Raw genomic sequence first — 14,145 nt, forward strand, 5'->3', positions numbered from 1 at the left:
TGGTGAACCCCTCACCGACCCACCGGAGCTCCGGTGGGGAAGCACGGGTCCAGGTGGGGGAGTGGATACCGTCGCCCCGTGTCACGCTCACTGCTGCGCCGTTCGCTGGGTCGCGCCGTCGCCCGGGTACGCCGGCCGCGGGTGGGCGTCGTCGCGCTGTTGAGCGGGGAGCCGGCGGCCGGACGCCGGCTGCTCGAGGCCGTCGCCGCGCAACGCGACGTCGACGTCGAGCTGGTGACGATCGGGTCGCCCGGCGAGCGTCGCGAGGCTGTGGCCGGGCTGCGCAGCAAGGCCGTCGTCGTGCTCACCGACGACGTCACCCTGGGCCCCGACGCGCTGCGCCTGCTGGCTGCGGCCGGTCCCACCGCCGTCGTGCGGATGGCGCCCTACGCCCCGCCGCTCCTGGCGCGCATGCTGGTCGACCGCGAGGCGCTGCTGGCGGCACTGCGCGACGACGACGACCGCGACGGCGTCCTCACCGCCCTGCGGCTGCTGCGTGCCGAGCACCGCGAGGTGCACGCCGCGCTGAGCATCGTGCCGCGAGGGGGTGAGCGGGCGCTCTGGCTCGGCGACCCGTGGGCCGACCTCGACGAGCGGCTGCGGGTCCACGCCGAAGGGCGCGAGCTGGCCGTCGATCCGGCCGCCTTCGACCGAGGCTGGCTCTGGCGCGACGCGTTCGACCTGGTCGAGACCGGCGAGAGGGCCGGCGTCGACCAGTGGGAGCGGTTCGTCGCGGCACTCGAAGGGCTGGAACTCTCGGGGCTGCCGGTGGAGCGCAGGGCCGCGCTGTGGGTCGCCGCCAACCTCTCGCGGGAGGAGACGACGCGCTTCGTCTCCTCGCGACGGTTCGCCAAGGGCTTCGCCACCCGCGTGGTCGACGGGCGGGTCGTGGCCGAGCTGCCGCCGCTGCCGGCCGAGCACGCGGTCCTGACCGAGGACGATGCACGGCTGGCGGCCCTGATCACCCGGGCTCGACGGGTCGGCGACGACGTGCGCCTCGAGCTCTTCGCCGGCATCCGCCACGTCGAGCAGTCCGACCCGAGCGAGGTCAGCGCCACCCTGCTGCTCGGCGACGCGACGTTCCCGGCCGAGGTCGGAACCGACCCCGGCGTCAGCCGGTGGCTGGGCGATCGCGAGCAGGGCCACGACGCCGGTCGTCTCGTGGCCACCGTGCCGGCGACCGACGACCCGCTTCGGCTGCGGGTGCGTGTGGGCGACGTCGTGCGCGAGGGAGCGGTCGGTGCCGTCGACGAGCTCGGCTCGGCCAGCCGGCTCGAGGGTCGTCCCGACGGCGTCGTGATGAGCCGGTGGGCCGAGACCACCGGCCCGGTGACCGATGTCCGGGTCGAGGCCGGCTCGGTCGTCGTCACCGGCGTCTCCGGTGGCCTGACCCTGGCGTCCGACGACGTCAGCCTGCCCGGCGACGAGGAGGAGCCAGGGACCTGGCGGTTCCGGCTGGCCGCCGACCGCTGGGGCCTGGGAGAGCGGCCCGCGCCGTCGGGCCGCTACGAGCTGCGTGTGGACGGCGAGCCGGTGGCACCGTCGTCGGCCCTGCTCGACCGGCTCCCCGAGGAGACCCAGACCCCGCAGGCCCGGATCACGGTGCGGGTGCGCGGCGGGCACGTGGTGGTCCGGCTCGACCCGCCGTTGAGCGACGACGAGGCCGGGCCGCGGCGGCAGGCGCTGCTGCAACGGGCGTACGCGCAGGTCACCGAGCCGCTCGACCCGGGTCTCGTCTACGTCCAGAGCTTCACCGGCCAGGCCGCGAACGACCACCCGCTGGCGATCCAGCAGGAGCTGGCGCGGCGCCGACCGGATCTCGACGTCCGCTGGCTCGTGGCCGACTCCCACCCCGCCGCGCCGCCGGGCTCGTGCGCGGTGCAGCACCGCAGCCGCGAGTGGTACGACGTGCTGGCGCGGGCGGGTCACATCGTCACCAACATCGACCTCGAGCGGTGGTTCCGGCGCCGCGAGGGCCAGCAGGTGCTGCAGACCTACCACGGCTACCCCAGCAAGCGGATGGGCCTGGACCAGTGGCGAGCACGCGGCTTCCCGCCGTCACGGATCGCCCAGGACCTGGCCCGCTCCAGCGGCACCTGGACCGCGCTGCTCACCCCGCAGCCCGATGCCGACCGCTACTACCGCGAGCAGTACGCCTACGACGGCACGATCCTGAACCTCGGCTACCCGCGCGACGACGTGCTCGTCGGCCCCGACGCCGAGCGGATCCGGGCGCAGGTGCGCACGCGGCTGGGCGTCGGCGAGCGACGGGCGCTGCTCTACGCCCCCACCTGGCGCGACGACCTGGCCACCGACTTCCGCCGCGCCGAGGCCGAGCACCACCTCGAGCTGCAGACGCTCCTGGACGGCCTGGGCGAGGAGTGGGTGGTGCTCTTCCGCGGTCACCGCTTCCACGGCGTCGGCCAGGGCACCGACCGCGTGCTCGAGCTGACCGCCTACCCCGACGTCAACGACCTGATCCTGGCCGCCGACGCCGCCGTGCTCGACTACTCCTCGCTGCGCTTCGACTTCGCGCTCACCGGCCGGCCCGCGGTGTACCTGGTGCCCGACCTCGCCCGCTACACCGGCACTGTCCGCGGCTTCCTGCAGGACTACCCGACCACGGCGCCGGGCCCGCTGGTCTCCTCCACCGCCGAGGTCGTCACGCAGCTGCGCGACTACGACCACCTGGTCGCCTCGACCCGCGACCGGATCGACTCCTTCAACCAGCGCTTCAACTCCCTGGTCGACGGCCACGCCGCCGAGCGGGTGGTGGCGGCGTTCTTCGCGGCGCTGCTGTAGCCGTGCGTCAGAGCGGCAGGCGGCGCCGCGCCCGCCGGGCGAGCTCGCGGGCCAGGGAACCTGCCGAGGCAGTCGCCAGCGGGTCGGCGGCCCGGGCTGCGCGCCGCCGCTCGCGGATCTTCCGCTTGGTCAGGCCCTGGCCGCCGACGACGAGACCCTCGACGACCGAGCCGAGGAGCTCGAGGGAGACCTCGGCGATCGGCGGTTGCGAGCTCACCGGCTCCAGCAGCCCGCGGGTGCGCAGCCGCTCGGGGTCGCCGACGAGGTGCGCACCGCTGCCGGTCAGCGCGGCGACCTGCTCGTCGGCTAGCGCGTCCACCCGCGCGGCCTGGTCGGCGGTGTAGCCGACCATCCGGGCGGCGTCGGGGGGCAGCGGCGCGTTCTTCAGCGACTCGGCGACCCCGGCCTGCACGAGGCGCCAGTACTGCTCGGGGCTCCAGCCCTGCTCGGCGAAGACGTGGTTGACCCGCCGAATCGCCTCGGCCTCGGCGTAGGTCAGCGAGCGGTTCTGCCCCGACGTCGGCGCGGCCAGCACCCCGGCCGGCACACCGAGCAGCTCCTCGAAGGAGCGCGGCAGCAGCCCCGGGTCGTCCTCGTCGGCCACGACGACGGTGATCTGCTCCACCGGGATCTGCGCCGACCAGCGCTCGACGACCTCGCCCACCAGCTGGGGCCGCCACATCATCCGCCACTCGAAGTCGGCGCGGTCGGGCTCGCCCAGCATCAGGTCCAGGAACTGCGGGTAGCTCCACAGCAGCCGCGACTTCACCCGCTCCTGCCAGTGCGAGGGCAGCAGCCGGTCGAGGCGCCGCGCGACGTAGACCAGCCGCACGTTCTCCCCGCCGCCCAGGCCGGCGACGATGCGCTCCACTGCCGCCTCGTCGGACATGGCCAGGGCCTCGCTCGACAGGCAGGTCAGCCGCAGGGTGTGGGAGCCGATGTCGTCCAGCAGCTCGTGCCAGGCCGCGATGTCGGGCGCGGGTCGCCCGACTGCGGAGCCGGTGCCCATCACCGCCCAGCTGGCCTGGGTGCGCATCCGGTACCACGGGCCGGGGTAGTAGACGCCGTGCTCGGCCAATGCCTCGCGCGAGGCGTCCATCGAGCGCTGGATGGCCGTCGAGCCGGTCTTCTGGGGACCGATGTGGAGCAGGACGGGGCTCATCGGGAGCGTCGCCCGATCCGCCGGCGTACGCGGCCGCCGAGCTCGCGGGCCAGGTCGCGACCCGCGACGCCGTCGAGCCCCGGCGCGGGGCGACGTCGCCGCTTGAGCTCACGGCGCTGCAGGTCCAGCGCGCCGCGCACGGCGCCGGTGACGACGTGGGCGAACAGCTCCATCGACACCTGTTCGACGTCCACCGGATCGGTCTCGGGCTGCACCCGGCCCCGGGTGCGCAGCGAGTCGGGTTCGCCGACGACGTGGACGCCGGCCGCCTCGATCGCGGCCGCCTGGGCCTCGGAGCGCTCGTCGACCACGGCGAGCACGTCGGCCGGCAGCCCCGGCGGGCGGGCGACGTCGGCCGTGCGCTCGGAGGCCTTGAGCACGCCCGCGATGCCGGCCTGGACGATGCGCCAGTACTGCTCGCCGGTCCAGCCGTTGTCGGCGAAGACCTGGTTGACGCGCCGCACCGCCTCGGCCTCGGCGTAGGTCAGCGAGCGGTTGTTCTTGTCCGCGGGCGCCTGCAGGGTGCCCTCGGGCAGTCCGAGCATCGAGGTGAAGGTGCGCGGGATGAGGTCGTGGTCGGCCTCGTCGGAGACGACGACGGTGATCTGCTCGCGCGGCACGTACGCCGACCAGCGATCCAGGACGGTGGCGACGTCGTGGGCGGCCCACATCATCGACCACTCCCAGTGGCCCTCGTCGGGGGCGGCCATCCGGGCCAGGAAGTCGGGGTAGCTCCACGTCATGCGCGACTTGACCCGCTCCTGCCAGTGCGAGGGCAGCAGCTTGTCGAGCCGTCGCGCGACGTAGACCAGGTGGATCCGGTCGGCCCCCAGGTCGGCGGTGATCCGGGCCGCCGCCTCGGGGGTGGCGCGGGCGAAGTCCTCGTCGCTGACGCAGATGCGGGGCAGGTCGGTGGCCCGGACGTCGGCCACCAGCTGCTCCCACAGCTCGATGCGCGGCGGCGGGCGACCGACGGCCGAGCCGATCCCCATCGCCGCCCAGCCCGCCTCGGCCGGCCGGAAGGACGGCCCGGGGTAGAACACGCCGAGCCCGGCGAGCCGCTCGCGGGAGAGGTGCATCGCGCGCTGGATCGCCGTCGAGCCGGTCTTCTGCGGGCCAAGGTGCAGCAGCAGCGACCCGTCGGCCAGGGTCGGGGCCAGGGTCGGGGTCAGGGTCGGGGGGAGGCTCACTGGGACCCGGCCCAGTCGAGGACGCGGTCGGTGGCGGTGCCGTCGTTGTGCGCGTTGAAGCGGGCGTTGAAGGCGGCGATGTCGCCGGCGAAGCGCGAGCGCAGGGCCGGCAGGTCGGCCAGGGCCTCGGCGACGTCGGCGGTGGTGCGCGCCCACGGCCCCGGAGCCGTGCCCTCGTAGGGGAACAGCGGCTCGCGCTGGTCGAAGTACTCCTCCAGGTCGGGCACGAAGAACACCATCGGCTTGCCGGTCAGCGCCCAGTCGAAGCGCAGCGAGGAGTAGTCGAGCACGGCGACGTCGGCGGCCAGGGTGAGCTCGTTGACGTCGGGCCAGTCGGTCACGTCGACGACGCGGGCGACGCCGGTGACCCGGTCGAGCTCGCGCTGGTTGTTGTTGTGACCGCGCAGCATCACGACGTGGTCCTCGCCCAGGCTGCGCGCGAGCTGGTCCAGGTCGAGCTCGTCGAACCGCTGGGCAGCGAACATGCGGGTGGTGAGCTTGTCGCGGTAGGTGGGCGCGTAGAGCACCACCGTCTTGTCCAGCGGCACCCCGAGCCGCCCGAGCACCCGGGCGCGGACCTCGTCGGCCTCGACCCACCGGTTGCCGGGCACCAGCACGTCGCAGCGCGGGTAGCCGGCCACCAGGATGTCGGTGTCCTCGAGGGCGTACTGCTCGCGGTACCAGTTGGCCGCCTCCTCGCTGGGCACGAGGATGGTGTCCCACTCGCGCTTGGCCTTGAACACCGCGCGCGCGATCTTCTCGTCGGTGAGGCCCTTGCTGCGCCAGAACCCGATGCCCATCGACTTGAACGGGTAGCCGTGGAAGGTCTGCAGGTAGCGCTGGTGCGGCCGCTGTGTGAAGTAGGCGCCGAAGTCGATGTTGTGGCTGACGAAGCGCGCCGAGGCCAGCGCGCGGTACCACTCCTCGCTGTCGAGCAGCAGCGGCACGGCGCCCTCGGGCACCTCGGTGGACCAGTCGCGCACGCCCCAGTAGCGCACCACCTCGGGGTAGCGGTCGGCCAGGCCGCGGTCGATCGCGAGCTGGCTGTCGGTGCAGAACTCACCGCGGTAGCAGGTGAGCGCCGCGGCGTTCTCCGGCTCGACGTCCATCGTCTTGTAGGCGTCGCGCAGCCGGCGCTTGCCCGACGCGCCCCGGGTCAAGGGTGGCAATGGCGCTTCGACCGCGAGTGTCACCGCATGCTCAGGAGTCACTCCAACGTCCAGGTTCACCAGGGCACCGTGGTGAAACGTCGGCAGCGTGCCCGCGAAGCCCGCCTCTGCCGTCGCGCTCACGCCACCGGCCGTGACGCCGTAGCGGGCGGTGGGCACCACCTTGCGGGCGCCGGTGATGGTCTCGTGGAAGAGCGAGAACGTGTGCCGGTCGCCCTCGCGGGCGACCAGCGGCAGCTGCACCCGCGGGTTGCCCACCGACACCTCGGCGTCGCTGACGACGGTGAGCGTCTCCTCGCCCAGCTCGACGCCGCGCACCTCCACCGGCGAGCGGCGCGGCGTCCAGGGCCTCTTCGGCGCGTGCACGACGTCGAGGGTGAAGCCGTGGCCGGCGTCCCAGCGGCCGACGGCCTTGCCGGCGGCGGTGGTGGTGCCCGAGGCGTGGGCCACCGGGGAGAACCGCATCCGGTTGGTCAGCGTGCCCTCCGACCTCACCCCGGCGTACGTCGTCGCCACGTGCAGGTGCCAGGTGCCGGCCGGGAGCGCGTCGAGGTCGACACCCACCTCGAAGCCGCCGAGGTCGTACGGCGCGAACCGCTGCTCGCCCCACAGGTTGGCCTCGGGCAGCTGCACCGGTCGCACGTCGACCTCGCTGCGCTCACCCGACGGCGACTCCAGCCAGGCCTCCAGCGCCGGCGTCTCGCGCACCGCCAGCGCACGACGGACAGCCCAGCCGGTGACCGTGCAGCGCGAGGGGGTGAAGGCCGCCCGCGAGAGCACGCCCTCGAAGTGGCACTCCAGCGGCGAGAGGCGCGCACACGCCTCGGGCAGGTCGCGCCAGAAACCCAACGTGGGTTGGGGATCGGCCACCACGGTGCCGTCGGAGGCGTGAGCCGGCGGTACCAGCCCGACGTCGTCGAACCAGGTGTCGGCCTCCTGGATCTCGGCCCACCGTTCCTGAGCCGCGAGGTGGCCGCGCACCTTCTGGCGCACCGTCACCAGGTCCAGCGCCCGCTCGGAGGCACGCTCGAGGTAGGTGCGGTAGGTGGCGGCCAGCAGGTTGCGGTAGCTGTCGGGACCGCTCAGCGCGTGCTGGATGAACGGCGGGAAGTCCACCTCGAGCGTGCGGCCGACCCAGACGTCGTAGACAAAGTCCGAGGCCTCGGCCCGCAGCAGCTCGTGCGCCTCCTCCTTGACCGCGATCCGGTCGAGCAGGTTCTCCAGTCGTGCCTTCTGCTGACCGGTGGAGGTCTTGTTCTCCCGGATCCGCCAGTTGTAGGTGACGTGGTTGAGCACGTCGAACCGCTTGGCCCGCACGTACGCCGTCAGCATCGGCACGTGGTCCTCGTAGGCGATGTGCCCGCGGAAGTCGCCCACCTGTTCGCGCCAGAAGGACGTCTTGAACATCCGGTTGCACGCGATGATGTCCTGCATCGCGTTGGGGAACTCCTCCAGCGTCACGCCGATCCGGTCGCGCGCGTGCACGGTGCGCGCCCACACCGTGCGGATAAACTCGTTGTTGCGCAGCCGCCGCACGCTGCCCACCGAGAAGTCCGAGCCCGACTCGCGCAGCCGCCGCACCATGTACTCGAAGGCCTCGGGCGGCACCGTGTCGTCGGAGTCGACGAAGGTGAGGAACTCCCCGCGGGCCAGCGCCACCGCACGGTTGCGGGCCGGCCCCTGCCCGGAGTTGGGCTGGGTCAGCACCCGCACCCGCGGGTCGCGACGCTCGTAGTCGCGCAGGATGTCCAGGCAGCCGTCGGTCGAGGAGTCGTCGACGGCGATCACCTCGAGGTTGCGCAGCGTCTGCCCCAGCACCGAGTCCAGGGCCGCCGGCAGGTACTCGGCCACGTTGTAGACCGGCATCACCACGCTCAGCTCCGGACGCAGCCCACGTCGCTCGTAGGCCACCAGCGGCCGACCGACCGTCCGCCGGGCCGCCGCCTTCACCCGGGGAGAGGCCACCCGCCGCGCCACGCCGAGCGCGCGCTGACGAAGGGGCTGGTCCGGCACGGCGGTCAGTCTAGGAGGGCGGACCCCGGTGCCTGAGCAGGTCGGGGTGCGCCTCGGTGTCGGGTCCCGCCCGCCCGCCACAGCCGGCCCACAGACGCGCGCACGACGACAGCCAGGTCGGCGGGTCAGAATCTGGGCATGAGCGCCAGCACCCTGCAGCCGACGCGCGTGGTGATCCCGGCGCCGGCCACGACGCGGCGCGGGGGCGCTGCCGCCCTGGTCGGCACCGTCGCCCTCCTGGGCCTGCTCTACGCGTTGGTGGTGCTCTGGCCCCTGGGGCGCTGGGTCGACGAACGGGTGACCGTCCGCGTCGCCCAGGCGGCCGGGCGGGAGGCCCACACCGCCGAGACGCTGCTGGCGCTCGAGTCCGCGGCCACGGTGGCCGCGGTGCTGGTGGCGGTGCTCGTGGTGGGCGTGGTGCGCAGCCGCGTCCCCGACGCGATCGCCGCCGTGGCGGCCGCCGGCCTGGCCGCGCTGGCTACGGAGACCCTCAAGCTGGCCGTGCTGAGCCGGCCGGAGACGAGCGGGTTCTCGCTGCTCCCGGGCACGGGCTCCTTCCCCAGCGGGCACGTCACGATCGCCGTCGCCACCGCGGTGGCCGTGGTCCGGGTGGCCCCGCCGCGCGCTCGCGCCGTGACCGGGGTCGTGGCGGCGACGCTGAGCGGGCTGGTCGGGGCCGCGGTGGTGGTGGCCGGCTGGCACCGGCCGGGCGACGTCGCGGCCGGCGTGCTGGTGGCGGTCATCGCCCACCAGGCGACGGCCCTGGCCGCCGCACGCCTCAGCCGATCGGGTCGTCGCGCCGGATGTCGATGACCATCCCGGTCTCGCCGCTGATGAGGACGTCCAGCGAGCGGCGCGCCACCTCGGCCGACTCCAGCAGCGAGCCGGGGGGCTCGTCGCCGAACGCCTTCGTCCGCATCGGGGTGCCGGTGCGCTCGGGATTGATGCAGTTGACCCGGACCCCGTCGACCGACCACTCGTCGGCCAGCGCCTGGGTCAGGTTCACCACGCCGGCCTTGGCCGAGGAGTACAGCGCGTAGCCGCTGCGGCCGCGGGTGTAGGAGCTGGAGGTGAAGTTCAGCATCGACCCGCGGCTGGCCCGCAGCGGCTCGTGGAACTCCTGGGCCACCAGGATCGGGGCCAGGTAGTTGACCTCGGTGGCGTGGTAGACCGTCTCCTCGGAGGTCTCGGCCAGCTCGCCGCGGTGCAGCACCGCCGCGGCGTTCACCACGAAGTCGACCCGGCCGGCCTCGGCCATCACCTGCTCCCGCGCCGCGCGGACGTCCTCGCGCCGCTCCACGTGGGTGCGGGTGGTCGACCGGCTGAAGGTGAACACCCGGGCCCCGTGGCTCGCCGCCAGCTCGGCCAGGTCGGCGCCGATGCCGTAGCTGCCGCCGAACACCGCCAGCACCTTGCCGGCCAGCGCCTCGCGGTAGCCGGCGTCGTCGCGCTGCGCGGGCAGGTTGTCGGTGGAGAGCTGGAAGAGCTTGTCGGCCAGGTAGACGTCGATCGGGGCGGTCACCTTCATGTTGCGCTCCTCCCCGTCGACCACCCAGATGGGGACGTCGGGGGTGTAGCGCAGCACCACGGCGCAGTCGTCGGTGGCCTGGAAGTCGGGGTCCTGCATCGCGTGGGCGTACGCCGTGCGGATGGCGCCGGCGCGGAAGGCCTGCGGCGTCTGGCCGCGCCGGAACTGCCCGCGCGGCGGGATGTCGCGGATGACGTTGTCGTCGTCGACGACGATGATCGTGTCGGCCGAGGGGATCGCCACGTCGACGGCGTCGTAGCGCTCCAAGGCCTCGAAGCAGTCGGTGACGATGCGGTGGGAGAGCAGGGGCCGCACGGCGTCGTGGTAGAGCACCATGGTGTCGTCGGCGCCGACGACGTCCAGCGCGCGCAGCGAGGTCTCGTTGCGGGTGGCGCCGCCCTCGATGACGTGGGCGACCTTCTCGTAGCCGCCGGAGCGGACGATCGCGTGCACCGCGTCAAGGTGGCCCGGCGCCATCGTCACCACGATCTCGTCGACCATCGGGTGCCGGTCGAGCAGCGCGATGGTGTGCTCGAGGATCGTGTGGCCGGCGATCTTGATCAGCTGCTTGGGGATGTCCAGGCCCACCCGCAGCCCGACCCCGCCACCCAGGACGACGGCGACGCGGCGGCTCGTGCTGGCGGTGGTCACGGTCGGCGAGCCTTCCGTATCCGCTGGCCGAGCGCGAACTTGGCCGCGCGGGCCACGCCGAGCGACTCCAGCTCCTCGATGCGCGCCTGCTTCTCCTCGACCTCCAGCGCGAGGGCGGCGGCCCGCACCTCGCCGTGCTCGCGCGAGGCGTCCTGCACCGCCAGCAGCCGGGCCCAGGTGTCGTCGTCGACCCCGCGGCGCCGCAGGTCGATCTTGAGCAGCTCGGCGAGGAAGCGGTGGTAGTAGTCCATCGTGTAGTGCACGTAGAACGAGCCCCACGGGTGCTCGGCGAACGAGGTGTAGCGCTCGTCGCGCAGGTCGATCTGCTCCCAGCCGTAGGTGTCGAGGCAGTAGTCGTCCATCTCGGCCCACAGCGCGTTGGCGCGGGCGACGTCGAGCGGGTGCGTCGGCTTGTGCTCGGCCAGCGGGATCGGCAGGCGTCGGTCGGGCACCTTCACCGTGCCCACGTTGAGCCCGCGGTGCACCACCACCGTCGAGTCCGGGGTGTGCTCGGCCAGGTAGCCCGCGAACCGGTCCAGCGCCTCGCGCCACAACGGGAGGTACTCCTCGGTGTGCCGGAAGATCCCGACCTTGGTCAGCTGCCCGGCCTCCTTGTGGTCGCGGTAGAAGTCGGTGCGACGGGTCTTCCAGCGGTTGTCGGTGAAGTACCGCCCGTCGGGCAGCCGGCAGACGCCGAAGTGGATGTCGCCGAAGAAGTCGAGGATGACGTAGTCGGGCCGCTCCGCTGCGAGCTTGGGGAGCACGCCACGGGTGAGGTCGTCGCGGATGTTCCAGACGTTGTAGTCGCTCACCGCGCCGCGGTAGATCTCGAAGTCGGTCTCGATCGGCGGTGACATGAGGGCGATCATCGAGCCCTGGTTGCTGGCCACGTCGCAGGTGAACCAGCGCTTGTAGTCGGGGTTGAAGCGGGAGTTGAAGTTGTCGCGCGTCGGGCAGCTGCCGACCACCGCGACGGTGGCGGGCATCGGCGTCGAGCCGCTCACGGCATCACCGGGGTGGGCACGGGGGCACCGTAGTGGCGGGTGGTGGACCGGATGTGCTGCACCACGCGCTCGCTGCAGCCGCCGTCGCGCACCGGGAAGGTGGTCGCCACCCGCGCGCGGTACTCCGGGGTGAGGCCGTGGCGCAACGCCTCGCCGGTGGCCTTGACGGCGGCCGCGGCGGACGTCTCCACCGGCCCGAACCCGTCGCGCCGGTAGTCGAAGTAGCCGCGCCGGCCGACGTGACCGCCTTCGAGCACCACGTCCTCGTCGAACTGGAAGTACACGACCGGTCGTTCCAGATAGGCGGCGTTGAAGGCGATCGAGGAGAAGTCCGTGACGATCGCGCGCGAGCGGGCGAAGTACTCCTGCACGTCGTGGCCCTCGTAGGTCAGCGGCTCCACGTGCCCGGGGAGGTCGAGGTGCGGCAGCAGCGACTGCAGGTTGGGGTGGGGCAGGAAGCCGACCCGGACGCCGGCCGAGACGCAGGCCTCGGCCAGGGCGTCGTCGCACAGGAAGGACCGCCACTGCTGCCAGAACTCCGAGCCGAGCACGGCCAGGTCGGCCTCGCGGCGCTGGTTGTCCATCGCGGCCTTCGGTATGAGCCCGTTGCGCCAGGTCGGGGCCACCAGCAGCAGGTCGCGCGGGGACTGCTCGGCGATGCGCAGCAGCCGGTCGAAGCGCGGCATGCCGGTGTTGACGACCTCGCGCGTGGTGAACACGTACGGCGTGTCGTCGCCGGCGATCGAGGCCAGCTCCTGGGCGCTGCTGGTGACGAAGGTGGCCAGGTCCTTGGCGTTGAGCCAGGCGGAGATGTCGTCCTTGATGACGCCGTGCTGCAGGAAGTGGTTGAGCCACTGCGGGTGGGTGAACTCGGTGATGGCGGGCGGGTGCACCACCGACTCGTCGGCGTGGGAGGAGATCAGGTGCAGCGCGTTGGCCATCAGCAGTCGCCACTGCAGCGAGCCGTGCGCCACGAGCCGGTCGGTGTCGCCCTCGGCACTGAAGCGACGCCACTCCGGCGTCCCCTTCTCCAGCACGAACCAGGCGTTGACGTCCGGGTGCTCGCGGCGCAGGTGGCGGAAGAGCACCTCGGCGCTGTCGCCCGCGGCGTGGATGCGGTCCATCAGCACCCAGGCGTCGCGGTAGCGCTCGCGCACCTTGTCCTCGTGCATCCGCTGCTGCGCCTTGCGGCCCTCGCGGCTGGTCGGCGTCGGCGCCACCACCTCCTGGACCTGGTCCATCACCCGCGAGGAGCGCGGGTTGAGCTGCCAGCGCATCCAGCCCGGCAGGCCGCGGTGCAGCGGCAGCGGCGGCCGCCGGAACACCAGGTCGGACGGCGCCCCGTCGCGCCACACCTCGATCGCCCGGTCGGCGGGCAGCCACACGATGCGCTGGCGCAGCAGGGTGCGACCGCAGAAGTCGTAGGCCCGGGTCTTGGCGTGCAGCGGCTCGATCTGCTCGCCGTCGGCCCAGAAGGTCTCGACGGGCGCCTCGCCGGTGAAGAACCAGCTCGCCCGCACCAGCTGCCGGCGCTGGTCGAGCGGCGAGAGCAGCACCGCCTCCTCCTGCCACGGCCGCTCCCGGTAGGCGTGCTGCAGCAGGATGCGCGGAGTACGCATCACCGGCGCCGCGCAGTACGGCACCGCGACGTCACGGTGGAGGTGGCCCAGGATCTCCGCCATCAGCCGGTGCATCGTCTCGGCCACCGGGCCCGAGGTGGGCGTGCCGGCCGGAGCCTGGGAGTCGGTGAGGGTGAAGTACCCCGAGAGCTCGAAGACCAGCTGGCTCTGCAGCCAGCGCGGCACCGAGCCGTGCTGCGCGACGGCCCGCTTCACCACGTCGAGGTAGCCGTGCTCGAGCACCGCGGTGTAGCGGCCGACGTCGGTGCGCGCGGTGCGCAGCGTCGAGGTCTCCCGCACCCGGTAGTGGTACTTCGCGGAGTCCAGGAAGCCGACCATCGGACGCTCGCGGCCCAGCAGGTAGCGCACGATGAAGTGGCCGTCCTCGAAGATCGGCCGCACCCGCTCGTCGAAGGCGAGGTCGGCCTCGCGGAGCCGGTCGAGCGGGAAGAACGCCGAGGCCGCCGGGCCGTGGAAGTGCTGGCCGTCGGCCACCAGGTCGACGTAGGGATCGCCGCGGAACATGAAGCGCAGCGGGTGGGTGTTGCTCGGCGCCTCTCCCTGCGGCCACATCAGCCGCTTGGTGGCGACCAGGTCGGCGTCGGGGTGCTCGGTCACGAACGCCTCGACCGCGGCCAGGTAGCCCGGCGCCAGGGTGTCGTCGGCGTCGGGGAAGGAGATCCACTCCCCGGTGGCGACGACCATGCCGGCGTTGCGGGCCGCGCCCTGGCCGGCGTTGGGCTGGCTCAGCACCCGCACCAGGTCGGGGCGGCGCGCGGCCCAGGCCTCCAGCAGCGCGCGTGAACCGTCGGTGGAGCCGTCGTCGACCATGATGATCTCGACGTCGTCCAGCGGGCGGGTCTGCGCCTCGAGCGAGGCGATCAGGTCGGGCAGGTACGCCTCGACGTCGTGGACGGCACTGACCAGCGAGAACCGCGGACGTGTCGCACTACTCATGGCCGCCTCATCGTGTCACAGCCGGCCACGCGTCCCGGGCTCGCTGCGGT

At 73.0% G+C, this 14,145-nt stretch carries 8 protein-coding genes; 2 read left to right on the forward strand and 6 right to left on the reverse strand.

The window, feature by feature from the left end; all coding sequences use genetic code 11:
• The first annotated feature begins 78 nt into the window (after positions 1-78).
• Positions 79-2,802: a CDP-glycerol glycerophosphotransferase family protein gene (locus D9V37_RS00175; RefSeq protein WP_121804132.1), complete on the forward strand. Its 2,724-nt coding sequence runs from the start codon at positions 79-81 to the stop codon at positions 2,800-2,802.
• Between the two features lie 7 nt (positions 2,803-2,809).
• Here D9V37_RS00175 and D9V37_RS00180 read toward each other — a convergent pair whose 3' ends face one another.
• Genes D9V37_RS00180 through D9V37_RS00190 form a run of 3 tightly spaced genes read right to left on the reverse strand, consistent with a single transcriptional unit; the run spans position 2,810 to position 8,336 of the window.
• Positions 2,810-3,964: a hypothetical protein gene (locus D9V37_RS00180; protein WP_121804133.1), complete on the reverse strand. Its 1,155-nt coding sequence runs from the start codon at positions 3,962-3,964 to the stop codon at positions 2,810-2,812.
• A complete protein-coding gene (locus tag D9V37_RS00185; protein ID WP_121804134.1) occupies positions 3,961-5,154 on the reverse strand; it encodes a hypothetical protein in 1,194 nt (397 codons plus the stop codon). Before D9V37_RS00185 ends, D9V37_RS00180 begins: the two co-directional genes overlap by 4 nt.
• The gene (locus tag D9V37_RS00190; RefSeq protein ID WP_147455824.1) at positions 5,151-8,336 is read right to left on the reverse strand and encodes a bifunctional glycosyltransferase/CDP-glycerol:glycerophosphate glycerophosphotransferase; all 3,186 of its coding nucleotides are present in this window, start codon (positions 8,334-8,336) and stop codon (positions 5,151-5,153) included. The genes D9V37_RS00185 and D9V37_RS00190 overlap by 4 nt, the downstream gene beginning before the upstream one ends.
• 138 nt (positions 8,337-8,474) lie before the next feature.
• Here D9V37_RS00190 and D9V37_RS00195 point away from each other — a divergent pair, with 138 nt between their 5' ends.
• Entirely contained in the window at positions 8,475-9,149 is a 675-nt protein-coding gene (locus D9V37_RS00195; RefSeq protein ID WP_121804136.1) for a phosphatase PAP2 family protein, read from the forward strand.
• Here D9V37_RS00195 and D9V37_RS00200 read toward each other — a convergent pair.
• From D9V37_RS00200 to D9V37_RS00210, 3 genes are read right to left on the reverse strand one after another with little or no spacing between them, the layout of a single operon-like run.
• Positions 9,115-10,515, reverse strand: a complete 1,401-nt coding sequence (locus D9V37_RS00200) for a bifunctional cytidylyltransferase/SDR family oxidoreductase (protein ID WP_121804137.1) — start codon at positions 10,513-10,515, stop codon at positions 9,115-9,117. The genes D9V37_RS00195 and D9V37_RS00200 overlap by 35 nt on opposite strands.
• Entirely contained in the window at positions 10,512-11,501 is a 990-nt protein-coding gene (locus tag D9V37_RS00205) for a DUF6270 domain-containing protein (RefSeq protein ID WP_121804138.1), read from the reverse strand. Before D9V37_RS00205 ends, D9V37_RS00200 begins: the two co-directional genes overlap by 4 nt.
• A gap of 14 nt (positions 11,502-11,515) precedes the next feature.
• Entirely contained in the window at positions 11,516-14,095 is a 2,580-nt protein-coding gene (locus D9V37_RS00210) for a bifunctional glycosyltransferase/CDP-glycerol:glycerophosphate glycerophosphotransferase (protein WP_121804139.1), read from the reverse strand.
• Positions 14,096-14,145 lie beyond the last annotated feature (50 nt).

The sequence above is a fragment of the Nocardioides mangrovicus genome, assembly GCF_003674065.1.
Taxonomy (GTDB): domain Bacteria; phylum Actinomycetota; class Actinomycetes; order Propionibacteriales; family Nocardioidaceae; genus Marmoricola; species Marmoricola mangrovicus.